The organism is Pseudomonadota bacterium, from assembly GCA_039193195.1.
In the GTDB taxonomy this organism is placed as follows: Bacteria; Pseudomonadota; Gammaproteobacteria; order Steroidobacterales; family JBCBZW01; genus JBCBZW01.
Genome location: JBCCWS010000038.1, coordinates 18,665 through 34,034, shown reverse-complemented (window position 1 = coordinate 34,034; position 15,370 = coordinate 18,665). Strand labels below are relative to the sequence as shown.

Genomic DNA, 15,370 nt, shown 5'->3' with positions numbered 1-15,370 from the left:
TTAGATCACGCCGGACTCGCGCAGGGCCGTTAGGGCCTCATCGTCGAGCCCTAGAAGGTCACCGTACACCTCGCGATTGTGTGCCCCCACACCAGCGCCGAGATGGGTGATTTCACCTGGGGTTTCCATCAGCTTGGGAACGACGTTCGGCACCGCGAGGTCGCCCACGCGGGGGTCCTCCACGCGTGCGATGTTCTCGCGCGCGGCCACCTGGGGATTGCGGAAGAGCTCATCGATAGCCGCCACCGGGCCGCACGGGACGGAGGCTTCATCGCAGCGTGCGATCACCTCCTCGCTGGTGAGCGAGCCGGTCCATTCGCCGACCAAGCCGTCCACCTGTGCTCGAGCCGCTTCGCGCTGCTCGATCGTGCCGTAGCAGCCGTCACCGGCCACTTCCGGGCAGCCCATGGCGCCCGCGAGGCGCGCGAAGATCTTGTCGTTGGTACAGGCGATCGCCACCCAGCGTTGGTCTGCGGTGGGGTAGTGGCTGTGGGGCACCACGTTCACCGTGGCCGCGCCCATGCGCTGGCGAATGAAACCGAATTTGTCATACGCCGGGGCAAGCTCGTCGAGGATGCGGAAGATACTCTCGTAGAGAGCCATGTCCACGATCTGGCCTTTGCCTGATTGCTCGCGGGCGCGCAGGGCGAGCATGACGCCGAAGGCGCCGTAGAGGCCGCTCATGTAGTCCGCCAGAGTGGCCGATCCGGGGGTCGCGGGCGGGCGGTCGGGGTCGCCGGCGAGGTAAGAGATGCCTCCGAAGGCATTCGCGATACGACCGAAGCCCGGGCGTTGGGCGTAGGGGCCTGTCTGCCCGTAGCCTGTGACGCGCAGCATGATCAAACCAGGGTTTTCTGCTGCGAGCTGCTCGTAGCCTAGTCCCCAACGCTCCAGCGTGGCGGTGCGAAAATTCTCGGTAATGACATCGGCTTGGGCGGCGAGCTGGCGGAAGAGCTCCTGCCCCCGGGATTCCTTCAAGTTTAGCGTGATGCAGCGCTTGTTGCGGGCTTCGCTCAACCACACGAGGGTCTCGCCGCACGCCATTCGGCTGCCGAAGCGCCGCATGGGCTCGCCGCCGGGCATCTCGACCTTGATGACATCCGCACCGAATTCCGCGAATAGGGTGGCGCAGTAGGGGGCCGCGATGTAAGTGGCGATGTCGAGGACCCGCAGGCCTGCAAGTGGCTTCATCTTCAACCTCCGTGCCGGCGGTCGCGAACCAGCACGGCAAGTGTGGCGTTGCTAGGGGAGTGAATGTCCGGACATTTGCCTATACTAGCCCGTCCGGTTGCACGTCGCGGCATTTGCGCCGCCCTTGGAGGCTCCCGCCCGTGTCCACTTCTTCCGCTCCGATGCCCGAGATCACGGGCGTCGACGAGCTCATCGCCACTCGACTTGCGCGCTGGAGCCTAGACCTGCGCCACGGGGAGATCCCCCGAGAGGTTCGCGAACATGCGCTTCTGTGCATGTTGGACGGGGTTGGGATCGCGCTCGCCTCTGGCGCCTTTCCCTTCGCAGCCCGTGCGATCGCAGGGCTCACACCGCTGGTGAGTGGTGGCGACTCCCCGGTGATCGGTAAAGCCCTGCGATTGGCGCCGCGCGATGCGATGCTGCTGAACGGCATCCTCATCCACGGCCTCGACTTCGACGACACCCACGCCGGCAGCGTGGTGCACGCAACGGCAAGCGCCTTGCCCACGGCCTTGGGCAACGGGCTTGCTCATGGAGCCAGTGGGCACGAGGCGCTCGCCGCCTACGTCATCGCGCTCGAAGCAGACGCTCGCCTGGGCGCGGTGGCGCAGGGGCGCTTCCAGCATCGCGGCCATCACCCAACGGGGATGATCGGTGCCTACGGCGCCACTCTTTGCGCCGGGCGCCTCGCCGGTCTCACGCTCGAACAACTGGTGAACGCTCAGGGCATCGTGCTCAGCATGGCGTCTGGCAGCCTTGAGTTTCTCGATGATGGGGACTGGACCAAGCGCATGCACCCGGGGTGGGCCGCCGTCAGCGCCACCACGGCCACTGCGCTAGCGGCCGGGGGCTTTCTGGGGCCGAAGCGCGCCTATGAGGGGCGTTACGGGCTATACAACCTGCACCTGGGGCCGGACCATGGCTTGGATATAGGGGCCTTGGGCGAGGATCTCGGCGACGCGTGGGAGACCCTGAATGTCGCCTTCAAACCTTATCCTGCCTGCCACTTCAATCATGCATTCATCGACGCAGCCTTGGCGTTGCGCGAGGCGCCCGGGTTCTTGCCGGAGAAGGTCGAGGCAGTCACCGTGCGCCTGCACCCACGGCAAGTCGGCGTGGTGTGCGAGCCCTTCGAGAAGAAGCGCCGCCCAAGCAGCGATTACGACGCCCAGTTCAGCCTGCCCTACGCCGTGGCGGTGGCCCTACTCCGGGGCCGCTTTGCCTTGAGCGAGCTGGAGGAGGCCACGCGCGGCGACCGGGACGTGTTGGCGCTGATCGATCGAGTGTCTTACGAGATCGATCCGGAGTCGGCATATCCCACCCACTACAGCGGTGAGATCACCGTTACCTTTAGCGACGGTCGCAGCGTCACCCGGCGCCAGGCCGTGAACCGCGGCGCACGCGAAAACCCCATGGCAGAGGCCGATGTCGAAGCCAAGTTCTTCGCTAACGCCGAGCGCACGACCGATCGCGCGCGCGCGCAGCGCATACGCGACGTGCTCTTGACTTTGGAACAGCAGCCGGATCTTCAAGGCTTGGCCACGGTGCTGGCAGGTGATGCGTGAGTCGCCCGACCACTTCGCGCGCGAGGAGGTGCTCCCCGTGACCAATGTGTTGATGAGCGCTGCCGACTACCGCGAGAGCTTGCGTGCTTACTCGCCGCGCGTGTACTGCAACGGCGAGCAGGTGACCTCCGTGGCCGACGATCCGCGCTTGGCACCCGGCGTGGCCGCCGTGGGAGTGACCTACGATCTCGCCGTGCAAGCGGACACGCGGGCGCTGATGGTGGCCGAGCAGGCCACCTCGGGGCTTCAGGTGAACCGCATGCTGCACATCAACCGCCACGAGGATGACTTGCTCTCGAAGCTCGAGGCCTGCCGGCTCGTGTGCCGCGAGACGGGGTGTGCCCAACGCTACCTCACTCACGACGCACTGAATGCCATCTTCCAGCTGTCTCACCGCCTCGCCGAGGATGGCGCCGACGAACGCCCCGACCGCTTCCTGGCCTACCTGCACGAGGTCCAGCGTCGCGACCTCACCCTTGGCGTGGCGATGACCGACGGCAAGGGCGATCGTCGCCTACATCCCCATGCGCAACCGAATGCGGACAGTTACGTGCGCGTGGTGGCAAGGCGCGCCGACGGCATCGTCATTCGGGGCGTCAAAGCTATCGTCACTGGCGCGCCCTATATGCACGAACTGTTGGTGATGCCCTGTCGCACCATGGGCGAGGCGGATGCGGACTACGCCGTGTGCTGCGCGGTGCCCATCGACGCGCCGGGCCTGACCATCGTCACCCGCCCCGCCGGCCGGCCCGGCGAGCCGGCCGCGAAGTTCAGTGCTCGCTACGGCCAGTCGACGGGCGTGTGTATCTTCGAAGACGTCTTCGTGCCGCACGAGCGTGTGTTCATGGCCGGTGAGTGGATGCACTCAGAGCTGCTAGTAACGAGCTACGCCGCCCACCACCGCCACAGCTGCATAGGCGCCCGCGCTGGCTTTGGCGATTTGCTGATCGGCGCAGGCTTGCTGATGGCCGAGGCGAACGGCCTCGACCCCAATCGCGTGCAGCATATCCGTGAGGACCTGGTGGAGCTGATCACGATTGTGGAAGGGTTCTTCGCCTGCGGCGTAGCGGCCTCGACCTACGCCCTGGTAGACCCCGCCGGCAACGTGCAGCCCGAACCGGTCTTCGCCAACATAGGCAAGCTCCTGCTCGCCAATCAGATTTACGATATGCATCGCCTAGCCCACGAGGTCTCCGGCGGGTTGGTGGTTGCTCTTCCCGGGCCCGATGAGGACCACAACCCTGCCACCGCCGCAAAGCTCAGCGAGCTACTGACCGCGCGTGCGGACGTGCCCTACGCCCAGCGCATGGAAGTGGCGCGCCTGATGGAAGACCTGACGGCCTCGAATACTGCCGGGTGGTATTCGGTAATCTCGCTGCATGGCGGCGGATCCCCCCAGGCGATGAAGCGGGAGATCCACCGCAATTACCCTCTACCAGAGCGGCGAGCGCTGGTGGAGCGATTGCTCGATCGCGGGGTGGCGAGCACGGGACAGAGCGGGGCGCCGCCGCGGCGACGCCAGCTCGGCAAATGCTGCGCCGTCGGGTGTGAGGGCCCTGATGGCGCGACTGGTGCGCAGGCGACCGAGGGAGACCGCACCGGCTGAGTTCATCGCGATCACGCTGCGCCCGGCCTTCGAAGCCCTGCCCGAGACTCGCGGGCCTCCTGCGCCAATCCCGCCCGCCACAGTGTGCTGGCGCTCACCGCCCAGGCGCGACATCATCGGCGCTGCTTCCGAACGCCGAGACCTTACCTATGCCCGCTAGACACCTCGCGTGCCTGCCCTTGCTCATACTCAGCGTCTTGCTCAGCGTTGCCGTGACGGGTATCGCATATGCAGCGTACCCGGATGCCGCGCCGCGCGGGCGCTTGCCTCCGCAAGTGCAGCCCCTGCACTACACGCTCGAGTTGGAAATCGATCCACGCCACGAGCGCTTCGGCGGTCGAGTGTCGATTCGTCTTCGCTTGGACGAGGCCGTCTCCCACCTGTGGTTGCATGGCGATGGGGTGCAGATCGCACGCGCAGAGATCATTCAAGGCCGCTCGCGTAGGGATGCCCAGTGGCGCGACGTCCTGCCCTCCGGTGTGGCCCGCGTGGATATCGACGGTGGGCCTGTGGGGCCGGGAGTAGTGACGCTCACCCTAGAGTACGATGCGCTCTTCGACCGTAACCTAGCAGGGCTGTTCGCTGTGCAGGAGCAGGGCGAGTTCTACGCGCTGGCGAAGTCCGAGTCCATCCAAGCCCGCAAGTACCTGCCGGGCTTCGACGAGCCTGGCTTCAAGGCGCCCTTCGATATCTCGCTCACCATTCCCGAGGGCTACGCGGCTATCTCAAATGGCCCGGAGGTGAGGCGGGAGCCGGCGGGCGACGGCATGCAGCGGGTGACTTTTGCTACCACACGCCCCCTGTCCACCTATCTTTTGTCTTTGGCGGTGGGGCCCTTCGACGTGGTGGAGCGACCCGCGATACCGCCGAATGATGTACGCAAGACTCCCTTGCCCCTGCGAGGCATCGCCCGCAAGGGGCGTGGTGATGCCTTGGCGTACGTGCTCGACATCACGCCACGCTTCGTCGAGATCTTTGAGCAATCCCTGCGTCAGCCCTATCCCTACGCCAAGCTCGATATCGTCGCAGCGCCCCAGTGGCCGAGCGGCGCCACGGAGCTGGCCGCCGCCATCAGCTATCGCGAGCAGCGCATTCTGATCGACGGCACGCCGCCGCCCGCCGTGCGCCGGGCCCTGATCTCCGTCCACGCCCACGAGATCGCGCATATGTGGTTCGGTAATGTGGTCACACCGCCCTGGTGGGACGATCTGTGGCTGAAGGAGGGGTTTGCGACGTGGGCCACTCCCTTCGTGTTGACCCAGTGGGAGCCGCAGGCCGGCCATGACATGACGGCCCGGGCTCGCACCGTGGACGCGATGGCGAAAGACTCCCTGGCAAGCGTGCGTCGCGTGCGTGAGCCGATTGCCCTCAACGAGGACATTCGCAACGCCTACACCTCGATCCCCTACAGCAAGGGGGCAGCGCTGATCGCGATGGCGGATGCCTACTTCGGCGCGGAGGCCTTCCGGCCGGCCCTCGGGCGCTACGTCGCTCGCTACGCAGACGGCACGGCGGATTCGGCGGATTTCTTCGAGGCGATCGGCGAGGCCTCGGGCGAGCCTGCCTTGACTGAGTCGTTCCAAAGCTTCGTAGAGCAACCGGGCGTGCCAGAGGTGTCCGCTGCCTTGCAGTGTGCGCCCGACGCGCCGCCACGCGTGCGGCTCGCGCAGCGACGCTACTTGCCGGTCGGGTCACCCGCCGAGGAGGCGGCAGCCGTGCAGCGCTGGGTGATCCCCGTTTGCGTGGCATTCGCTGGCCCTGAGACCGGGGACCGAGGACGGGCCTGCATCTTGCTGCGCGATGCGAGCAGCGAACTCGCACTGAACGCTCCTGCCGGCCACTGCCCCGCCTGGCTTCACCCAAACGCCGATGGTGCTGGCTATTATCGCTATTCGCTGTCCGCGAAAGGCTGGCAGGCGTTGCTGGCCGCGCTGGCGGAAATCGAGGCGACGGAGGCCCTCACGGTGATCGACAGCGCGATGGCAGCCTTCGAGGCGGGCACCCTGCCGGCGAGTACGCTGCTCCATGTGGTGGAGGCGGCGGCAGCGGCGGAGCATCGCCTGGTGGTGACTGCGCCGATGGCGCGGCTGCGCCGCTACGCAGCCACGGTGCTCGATGAGACGGCGGGACAGACGTTGCTGCGCTGGGCCGGCGAGCATTACCGCCCGCGCCTCGCCGCGCTCGCGTGGGCGCGAACGGAGGAGGACCAGTTGCTGCGCACGGCACTGGCGCGCTTCTTGGCCCTCGATGCGCGCGACCCCGCCTTGCGTCGCCAGTTGGCGCGCGATGCCGCGGACTTCGTCGGCCTCGGGGGAGATCCCGATGCGAGTGCGCTGGATGCGGATCGCTACGACACGGCGCTCACGGTGGGGGTGCAGGAGCTCGGCGCGCCCTTCATCGAGCGCATGCTCATGCGCCGGGACGAGCTTGACGACCCGCGCTTCGAAGCTGCTGCCGTCAAGGTGCTTGGGCGCAGTCAATCGCCCACCCTGCGGGCCGATGCACAGGCGAGGGTTCTGGCAGGTGAGTTCGGTACGCGCGAGAACTGGGCCTTGGTCAACGCCCTGTTCGAGGGTCCGTCCACTCGTGCGCAGGCCTGGGACTGGTATCGCGCGCATTTCACGCAGCTAATGGCCGTGATCCCAGCCCAGTATCGGCGGCGCTCGCCGCAGCCTGCCGCGGATTTTTGCAGCGCTGAGCGAGCACGGCAGCTGTCGATGTTGTTCGCCGAGAAGGGAGCCGAGGTGCCAGGTCATCGCCGACCGCTACGCCAGGCGATGGAGCAAATTGGGTTGTGTGCCGCGTTGGCGCAGAGCCAGGGGGCGAGGTTGGCGGGCGCCCTGCGCTACGTGGAGGATTCAGCGCGGTAGAAGGGGCGGGCGCGATCGTCGTCGGGCAGGATCGTGGTGCGCTTCATCAGACGCTCGCCGCCACTGAAGGGATCGCGGCGGTGCATCGTCGCCGCGTTATCCCACAGCACGCAGTCACCCTTCTCCCACCGATGGCGGTAGACGAAGCGCTCTTGCACGCTCCAGTCGAAGAGCTCCTGCAGCAGCGCATCGCTCTCGTGTTGGGCCATGCCGGTGATGCGCGTGGTCATCCCGGGGCACAGGTATAGCGCTTGTTCACCGGTGTACGGATGGGTGCGAACGACGGGCTGGCGCAAGTCCGGCGTGCGCGCGGCCTGCTCGGGGGTGGTCGGTACGGAGTACATGGCGTTGAACGCGGCGTAGGACTGGATCGCCTCCGCGCCTGCTAGGCGCTCGCGGGTCCGCGCCGGTAGGGCGGCGTAGGCGCTTACCATGTCAGCGAAGTAGGTGTCGCCACCAGCCTCGGGTAGGGTGACCGCACACAGCAGGGAGCCCACGGCGGGCTTGGGCAGGTAGATCTGATCGTAATGCCAACCCACTTCTCGGTCCGCGAGAATGCCGATGGTGCGTCCCTCGCGGCGCATGTTCGAGACGTAGAGGAGTTCCGGGTGTTGCGGCGATAGGTACTCAGCACGCACATGGATCTCGAGCTTGCCGAGGGCGGCGCTAAAGCCAACTAAGTCGGGCTCCTCGACCTGCTGAGCAGGCAGTACGAGTAGCTTGTGGCGATGCCAGAGCTCACGCACTGCGGTCACGTCCACTGCACTGGGGGCGGCGCTGATCTGTAGGCCGGACACACGGGCGCCGAAGCCGGCCTTGAGTGAGGTCACGTCGAGCAGGGTCGGCGGGCCACCACCAGGCGTGTTAGATGCTGAGCTCACGGGCAGCGGCCTCTTACTTGGCATATGTCCGGACATTTGAGATTCTCGGCTCAGCAGTGCGTTCGGTCAAGCAGTCTCCGTAACTAGAATGCTTCGAGGTAACTGAGAAATCATAATGATCCAGCCTACTTACGTCGATGAATTCACTCGAGACATTAGCTTTACTCCTGACTCCACGGCCCTAGTGGTCGTGGATATGCAGCACGCGAGCGGCAGTCGAGAACACGGCTTGGGTCGTCTGCTGGCGGAGCGCGGCACGCTCGATTCTGCCGCCTACCGCTTCGACCGCATCGATCAGCTGATCGTGCCGAACACGCAGCGCTTGCTCACCTGCTTTCGATCCGTCGACGCGCTGATCGTCTACATCACGCTCGGACCGACCCTGCCTGACTACAGCGACGCGCCCGCGCATCTGCGCAAGTGGTTCGAGGCGACGCGCAATCATGTCGGCCGTCCCGAACATGAGATCGTGCCCGCGCTCGCCCCGCAGCCGGGCGATGTGGTGCTGAACAAGACCACGATCGGCGCCTTCGGCTCCACGGCGATCGACAGCGTTCTGCGCGCACGCGGCATCGAGGAGATCGTCGTGACCGGCGTCTCCACCAACAACTGCGTGGGCATGACGGCGATGGAGGCGGCCGATCGTCAGTACGGGGCGGCGCTTGTGAGTGACGCCACAGGCACCTGCAGCGATGCCATGCAGGAGGCGACGCTCACGAGCTTCCGCCGCCTGTGGGGGCGTGTGGCGACGACCGACGAGGTGATTGCGGAGATCACCGGCCGCGCGGCGTCTTCTTGAGCCACCGGTCGGAAGATGCGAATCCCGAACAGACCGGAGGCTTGATAGCCGGAGTGGCATTCGTCATCGCCGGTGCCGTGTTGCTCTCCTTCAAGGGCATCGTCGCCAAGCTGATGTACGCCCAAGGCGGTGACCCGGTCACCGTCGCGGCCGTGCGCTCGGTGCTCGCGGTGCCTGGCTTTTGGGCCTGGGCCTTGTTTCGAGTGGGGCCGAAGCGCCTGTTCGCCGTCCCGCCGACGACCCTCCTGCCCGTCGCCGGCGTCGGACTTCTGAGCTACTACGCAGGCGCCATGATCAACTTCTACGCGCTCACCATGATCGATGCGGCGCTGGAGCGGATGTTGCTGTTCACCTACCCGCTGCTGGTGGTGACGGCGCTGGCGATCATCGAGCGCCGCTGGCCTCGCCTTCGGGTGCTGGTGGCTATGGTGGTGACCTACGGCGGTGTGGTGCTGGCGGTCGGCGGGCTCGACGCCTCGCTCTTGCGAGCAAACGCCCTCGGAGCGAGCTTGACTCTGCTGTCCGCCGCCGGCGTCGCTGCCTACTACCTGGTCAACGCCAACGTTAGTCAGCGGATCGGCAGTCAAACCTTCACTGTGTACGCGATGACCGCGGCGGGCATCGGCATGGGATTGCACCTGCTAGTCACGCGCGAGCTGGGGGATCTCGCGGCGCTACCGGGCGAGTTCTGGAGCCTGATGATGTTCATGGTGCTGGCGGTGACCGTGCTGCCCTTGTTTCTGATGGGTGTGGGGATCGCCCGCGTAGGAGCCGCGCGCGGCAGCCTCATCAGCGCTATCGGGCCCGCATCGACCGTGTTCGCAGCCTACCTGCTGCTCGGCGAACGCCTTACGCTTGGGCAGGTCGTGGGCAGCGCGTTGATCGTCGCCGGGATTTTGCTGCTGGAGTCGCGTGCAGCGGTGAAGCACGAGGGTGTGCCGAGCGCGAGGTGAGGCGCGAAGCGGGCCGTGGCAGCTGCGGCGGTGACTCGCGATGGGTGTTGCGGATAGAGGCGCAGATGAGTGAGAGCTTAGACCGGACGGCGGCGCGCGCGGATACGGCGATCGTCATGTCAGCGCCGGCATTGCTGGTCTCGATCGGCGCCTTGTTCGTGGCGCGCTACGAGGCGAGCGTGCAGCGCGCCGAGGTCTAGCCCGACGTGGAGTTCGGCATGTTCCTTAGCTGAGATGGGTTTGCCATCAAGCTCATCAACAAGGGTGCGGGCTGCGCGCGCGAGGGGCATGAACCTACTTGTGGTGGGCCAGCCCGTGGCGGATGCGCCGGCCCCCTCGTGGCTGCCGTTGCTGGCGCGGATAGCGCGATCGCCTACGACGTGATCAGCACGGACCGCATTTCCAACGCGATGATCGCGCCCGGTGAGACGACGATCGCGTTCGGGCCCAGATGGACGGAGCAGACTCGGCGTGTCTTCTCCACCGTGGGGCAAATCGAGGCGACACTGTGCTACTGATCGATCGTCGATCAGCTTCGCCACTGAGCTCAACGGGGCGGCACAGCCCGCCGCGTGCGAGGTGCCGGTGCAGCCCTACCAGTAGACGGCCGGGCTTTTCGCTACAATCCTGGCCGGCAGTGACGCCCCATCAACGGAGTAGCGCATGAGCAACCCAGTTGCCGTCTTCGACACGAGCGAAGGCACCTTCAAAGCCGAGATCTACGTCAAGGAGATGCCGATCACCGGGCAGAACTTCGTCGATCTCGCCAACAGCGGTTTTTACGATGGCCTGCATTTCCACCGCGTGATCCCGCGCTTCATGCTGCAGTTCGGCTGCCCCCACTCGAAGGATCCGAACTCGCCGCGCGCAGGCACCGGCGGTCCGCCCCATGGGCGTATCGAGGATGAGTTCCTCGAGGATGCGAAATTCTCCAACGAACCCGGCACGCTCAGCATGGCCAACACGGGCCAACCGAACAGCGGTGGCTCTCAGTTCTTCATCAACACCTCCGCCAACACCTTCCTCGATTGGTGGGACGCGCAGACCGAATCGAAGCATCCCGTGTTCGGCAAGGTCACGGAGGGAATGGACGTGGTGAAGGCGATCGAAGGCCACGGCAGCAGCAGCGGCAAGCCGGACAAGGCACTGCGCATGAACAGCGTGACCATCGAGGATGGGGACTAGCACGGGCGTATTTCGCTTGGGCCCGTGGCGGTCTGGTGTTGCGCATCGCCGCCGCGGGGTCAGTTCGCCAAACGGCGATACTGATCGGGTAGGGGGCGTGCTCCCCAGTCCGCTTGCGCGCTCCTGTGCGCGACGCTCGCCAGTAGCTCGCGTGAGTCCCCGCTGTCGCCGGAAGCCTCGAGCACGGCAGCCCGCGCCACCGCTTCGGTGAGTATCACCTCGAACAGGCCTAGGGCGGTCGCCTGATCGCGCACCTCATCCAGGCGCGCGAGAGCCTCTTGCACGTCTTGCTCGGCCCGGCAAATGGCGATGCGCGCCAACGCGCGCAGCCGGTAAACGCCGTGTTCCTGACCGTCGCTCAAGGCTTCGAGGTGGCGACATGCCGCTGTGCGTGCCGAGGCATTGCTCAACAGGTCGAAGTTGGCGTTCTCGATCGCGATGGAGAGGGCGAAGTAAGCAGCGCCCTCATCTAGCGCAGTGCTGGCCGCCTCCAGGTGGGCGCGGGCCTGCTCCGCCTGACCACGTTGCGCGGCGATGCGGGCAAGCACAACCTCTGCTTCGGCCACGCTCGCACTGAGTCCTAGATCGGAGAAGGTCTTGGCGATGGCGCTCATGGCGTTGTGCGCGGCGCCTAGGTCACCCCCAAAAAAGTCGTTCATCGCGAGTTCGTAAGAGGCCTCCAGCGCCAGGTTGCCTTCGGGCCGCTCCTCGGCGTTCGCCTTGGCCTGCTCCATCAGCTCACGGGCCAGGTCGCGCTGGCCCTGGCGCAGGGCGATTTGACCGCGGCGATACGGTAGCCACGCGATACCGATGCGGTCGTCCACCTCGGCGAACACAGTCTCTGACTGATCGATGACCTGCAGCGCTTGCTCGTAGCGGCCGAGCTTGAACAGGGAGACGCCGATGTTCTCTAGGGAGATCGCGTAGCGCTTCTTGTTGCCGCGCTCGAGTTGGTAGGCCGCCGTTTGCTGCTTCAGCGCTAGGCCTCGCCCGAGCCAGCCGTGCAGATCGTAGGCCACGGCGAGGGAGTTGTTGGAGGCGGCGAGCTGGGGCTCGTTGCCCATGGCTTTGGAGAGTGCTACAGATTGTTCTAGGTAGTTCAGGTAGCCCTGCATGTTGGCCTGTGCGTACTCGTGGCTGGCAAGTTGTCGCAGGATCTCCGGCTCGCGCGACTGGATGTCGAGGCGCTGGAAGATCTCTCGGGCTTCGAGTAGGGCCTTGGGGTCATAGTTGTCGTCACAACGACCGCTGGCTACAAGGGCTTCAGCAAGGGCGTGATCATTGGTTTGGGCGGTGGCCTTGTCGCGTGCATCCACCGTGAGATCCAAACAGCGGCGGTAGTCGCCCACGTTGTACCAGTACCAGGCTTCGGAGAGATCGATGCGCGGGTCGTCCCCCGCCGGGGCTGGCAGGCGTCGCGCCGCGGAAATCTGGGCTTCAAAGCCCTCACCGTTATCCTGACTGGCTAGGCTCTCTGCCAGCGCAAGGTGGTAGTCGAGCTTGTTCGGGTGAAACTCCTTCAGCGCCGAAAAGACTTGTTCGGCACGCGGCCAGTCCTCGCTGCGCTGGGCGAGCTGAGCCTCGAGCTCCAGCTGGCGTTGGCGCGAGAGGGGCGCGGCGGCCCGGAATGCGCGGCCAGACTCGCGCACGGCGTTGCTCGCGTAACCCAGTAGGGACCAGGTGTCGGCCAGGCCGTCGATGATGGCGGCATTGTCGGGAGCCAAGCGATCGGCTAGCTGGAAGTGAGCCAGTGCTTCGCGGCCGCGTCCGCTTTGCAGGGCGGCCACGCCTTCGCCGAAAGCCTCGCTCGCAGCCGTATCCGGGATCTCCCCCCGGGCGAGGTCGAGCTGTTCGCGAGTAGCCGCGCCGACGTCGAGCCACGCGTAGAGTTGTTCGGCGCTGCGCAGCGCGAGATCACTGATGGCACTGCTGGCGCCGGTGATGCGGGTAGTGAACAGCCCGTCTCCATAGAGCTCCTTCAGTTCGAGGTCCACGGTGGCGGTCTGCGAACTTGCGGCGCTGGTGGTGATGATCGCGCGCACCTGCCAGCGTGCGGCGCCGGGCACGGATCCAGCGCCGGCGCGGCCGAATTGGGAGAAGCTGCTGCCCGAGGTGGAGCGCTCTACCAGGCGCAGTTGTTCGCCGGCGTGCAGGGTGGCGGATAGGGCCTGCTCGAGCGCAGGTGCCATCCACGCGGGCGCTGCGGGTGCCCCCGCGGAGACGCCTGCGTTGAACACCACGGGGAACGTTGCCTGGCTCTGCGTGCGCCCGAACCAGGCGAGCGCAACGAAGGCGGCGACGAGCACGATAATGAGGGCGAATTGCCAGGACCACCCCAGCTGCGACTGGGCGTCTTCCATCTCGCGCAGGGCGCCGAGATCGGAGCTGATGGAGTCTGCAGGGCGCGACGCGCCGGATTCTCGTGCCATGGCGTGCCTGGATCGCCTCGAGCGAGGTCAGTTTTTATTCATCATTGCCGACGAGCGTGAGTATTGCAGATTTCAGCTGTGCTGGCTGAACAGGCTTATGTAGCAAGGTCAGGGCGTGGGCGCGGGCGCGGGCTTTGAGTGCCGCAGAGGCGTTGCCGGAGATGAGCAGGGGCTTTATCCGCGAGGCCGTGGCCGCCTGCGCCTGGCGCACCACGTCGATGCCGTCGGGCCCCGGCCCCAGCTCGACATCACAGATCAAGATATCGGCGTCATCCAGTCCCAGGTGCTCCGCGCGATCGGCGAGGCGTACGGCGAGGCCCCATTTCTTCAGCAGGCGACCGGTTGCTTCGAGGGTTTCCGCATCGTCGTCGAGCACAACGACACGCTGGCCGGCAAGGGAGGCGGCGGCCAATGCCGCAGGGTTTACTGGGGCGCCATGCGGTAAGTGTGCATGGAAGGGGCCGAGCGTGAAGCGGCTGCCGCGACCGGGGGCAGAGTCGAGGGTGACGGAGACGTTGCTAAAGCGCGCCAAGCGACTGACGATGGAAAGGCCAAGGCCGAGCCGCTCGCCCGATTGTCCCGCCGTCGCGTCGGCGATGCGTGTGAACTCCTCGAAGATCCGTTCCTGGTCTTGAGCGGCGACCCCCGACCCCGTGTCCTCTACGTCGAGCCACAGTTGGCCGCTCATTTCGCGGGTTCGCAACAGCACCGTGCCCCTAGGGGTGTGACGAATCGCGTTGGCGACCAGGTTTTGCACCATGCGCCGGAGCACGGTCGGGTCCGCAGCCGCTTGGTGGGCCGTCGCCTGCACTTCGAGGGCCACCTCGTTCGACCGCGCGAGTTCGGCGAAGTCATCCGCCACCTCCATCAGCAGCTCACGTACGTTGACGTCGCGCTGTTGCACGGACACCTGGCCCGTATCGAGCAGCGTGAGGTCTAAGAGCGAGTCGAATAGCTTGCCCAAGGCATCCGTGGAGTGGCGTACGCGCTCGATCACGTGGACTGACGCCTCGTCCAGGGTGCTGTCGTCAACCGTTTCGAGCAGCAGGCGAATGGCGTGCAGGGGCTGACGCAGGTCGTGGCTCGAGTGGGCGAGGAAGCGCGACTTGGCGAGGTTCGCCTGCTCCGCCTCCGCCCGCGAGCGCGCCTCGTCCTCGCGCAGTACATCCAGCGCGCGAGCGCTCTCGGCGACCTGGCGCAGGAGCGCATCGCGTGTCGCCGTGAGCTGAAGCCGTTGCAGCAGGCTTTGATGAAGCTTGTAGGCAAGCCACGCGATCACCATCCACACGGCAGTCAAGATCGCTGCACGTAGGATAGCGAAGGATGCGTCAGTGGTGAGCAGTTGCCAGCCTGCCACGGGCATCGCCACCCCGATGCGCGCAAAGCAGGCGACCAGCCAGTAGTGCTGGTAAACCGCGGTGCACAGGGCGGCGCCGCCGATGGAGAACAAGAAGTAGAACTGCAGCGCGGGCACGTCGGTGGGGAAGAACGCGAGCGCAGCAAACAGCCAGGCGAGGCCAACGCCCGCATCGCTCGCGAGCACTGGCCAGCGCAGGGACGGGCCCCCTGTGCGCCGCACCACCAGGCGGACTAGGATGTCGCTGAGGGACAGCAGGCACGCCACCGCCACCCAAGCGCGCAACGTCGCTACCGGCACTGCGCCCCACATCATCAGCGCCAGCAACCCCGCGAACAGGGCGTTGAACAGGGCCAAGGGCAGGGCGCAGTTCGCAGACAGGAGAGAGTGCTGGATGCGTACCTGCACCGTGTCAGCGTGTCCCGCAGAGGTCGTGTTGTCGGTGCCTGGCGCCATGGGAGGATAGTAGCAAGGGCCCTGGACAGGCGGGGCGCTGCGCCTTAAGTCAAGCGTACTAGTGGCAGGGTAGAGGCG

Annotated in this window: 12 protein-coding genes; 8 read left to right on the top strand and 4 right to left on the bottom strand. The window is 66.1% G+C overall.

Features of this window, described 5'->3' with window-relative positions:
* On the bottom strand, positions 1 to 1,191 hold the full coding sequence (locus tag AAGA68_21320; GenBank protein MEM9387608.1) for a CoA transferase: 1,191 nt from the start codon (positions 1,189 to 1,191) through the stop codon (positions 1 to 3).
* 140 nt (positions 1,192 to 1,331) lie between these two features.
* Here AAGA68_21320 and AAGA68_21315 point away from each other — a divergent pair, with 140 nt between their 5' ends.
* The 3 genes from AAGA68_21315 to AAGA68_21305 all read left to right on the top strand — a co-directional run bounded on the left by AAGA68_21315 (position 1,332) and on the right by AAGA68_21305 (position 7,232).
* Positions 1,332 to 2,756: an MmgE/PrpD family protein gene (locus AAGA68_21315; GenBank protein ID MEM9387607.1), complete on the top strand. Its 1,425-nt coding sequence runs from the start codon at positions 1,332 to 1,334 to the stop codon at positions 2,754 to 2,756.
* Positions 2,749 to 4,362, top strand: a complete 1,614-nt coding sequence (locus tag AAGA68_21310) for a 4-hydroxyphenylacetate 3-hydroxylase N-terminal domain-containing protein (protein ID MEM9387606.1) — start codon at positions 2,749 to 2,751, stop codon at positions 4,360 to 4,362. The genes AAGA68_21315 and AAGA68_21310 overlap by 8 nt, the downstream gene beginning before the upstream one ends.
* A 149-nt stretch (positions 4,363 to 4,511) precedes the next feature.
* Positions 4,512 to 7,232 carry a M1 family aminopeptidase gene (locus AAGA68_21305; protein ID MEM9387605.1) on the top strand — a complete coding sequence of 907 codons (2,721 nt, stop codon included), beginning with the start codon at positions 4,512 to 4,514 and terminating at the stop codon, positions 7,230 to 7,232.
* Here AAGA68_21305 and AAGA68_21300 read toward each other — a convergent pair.
* Positions 7,208 to 8,113: a TauD/TfdA family dioxygenase gene (locus AAGA68_21300; GenBank protein ID MEM9387604.1), complete on the bottom strand. Its 906-nt coding sequence runs from the start codon at positions 8,111 to 8,113 to the stop codon at positions 7,208 to 7,210. The genes AAGA68_21305 and AAGA68_21300 overlap by 25 nt on opposite strands.
* Positions 8,114 to 8,228: 115 nt before the next feature.
* On the opposite strand from AAGA68_21300, the gene AAGA68_21295 reads away from it, so the two are divergent.
* The 5 genes from AAGA68_21295 (at position 8,229) to AAGA68_21275 (ending at position 11,050) form a co-directional block, all read left to right on the top strand.
* Positions 8,229 to 8,912, top strand: coding sequence for an isochorismatase family cysteine hydrolase (locus AAGA68_21295; GenBank protein ID MEM9387603.1), 684 nt, complete (start codon positions 8,229 to 8,231; stop codon positions 8,910 to 8,912).
* Positions 8,909 to 9,865, top strand: a complete 957-nt coding sequence (locus AAGA68_21290; protein ID MEM9387602.1) for a DMT family transporter — start codon at positions 8,909 to 8,911, stop codon at positions 9,863 to 9,865. Before AAGA68_21295 ends, AAGA68_21290 begins: the two co-directional genes overlap by 4 nt.
* Before the next feature lie 65 nt (positions 9,866 to 9,930).
* Positions 9,931 to 10,065: a hypothetical protein gene (locus tag AAGA68_21285; protein ID MEM9387601.1), complete on the top strand. Its 135-nt coding sequence runs from the start codon at positions 9,931 to 9,933 to the stop codon at positions 10,063 to 10,065.
* A gap of 138 nt (positions 10,066 to 10,203) precedes the next feature.
* Entirely contained in the window at positions 10,204 to 10,383 is a 180-nt protein-coding gene (locus tag AAGA68_21280) for a hypothetical protein (GenBank protein MEM9387600.1), read from the top strand.
* Positions 10,384 to 10,528: 145 nt separating this feature from the next.
* Complete coding sequence (locus AAGA68_21275) at positions 10,529 to 11,050, top strand: peptidylprolyl isomerase (GenBank protein ID MEM9387599.1); 522 nt, start codon at positions 10,529 to 10,531, stop codon at positions 11,048 to 11,050.
* A 59-nt stretch (positions 11,051 to 11,109) separates the two neighbouring features.
* Here AAGA68_21275 and AAGA68_21270 read toward each other — a convergent pair whose 3' ends face one another.
* Positions 11,110 to 13,479, bottom strand: coding sequence for a tetratricopeptide repeat protein (locus tag AAGA68_21270; protein ID MEM9387598.1), 2,370 nt, complete (start codon positions 13,477 to 13,479; stop codon positions 11,110 to 11,112).
* A gap of 34 nt (positions 13,480 to 13,513) precedes the next feature.
* Positions 13,514 to 15,292 (bottom strand): hybrid sensor histidine kinase/response regulator, encoded by a 1,779-nt coding sequence (locus AAGA68_21265; GenBank protein MEM9387597.1) that lies wholly within the window; start codon positions 15,290 to 15,292, stop codon positions 13,514 to 13,516.
* Between the last annotated feature and the right edge of the window lie 78 nt (positions 15,293 to 15,370).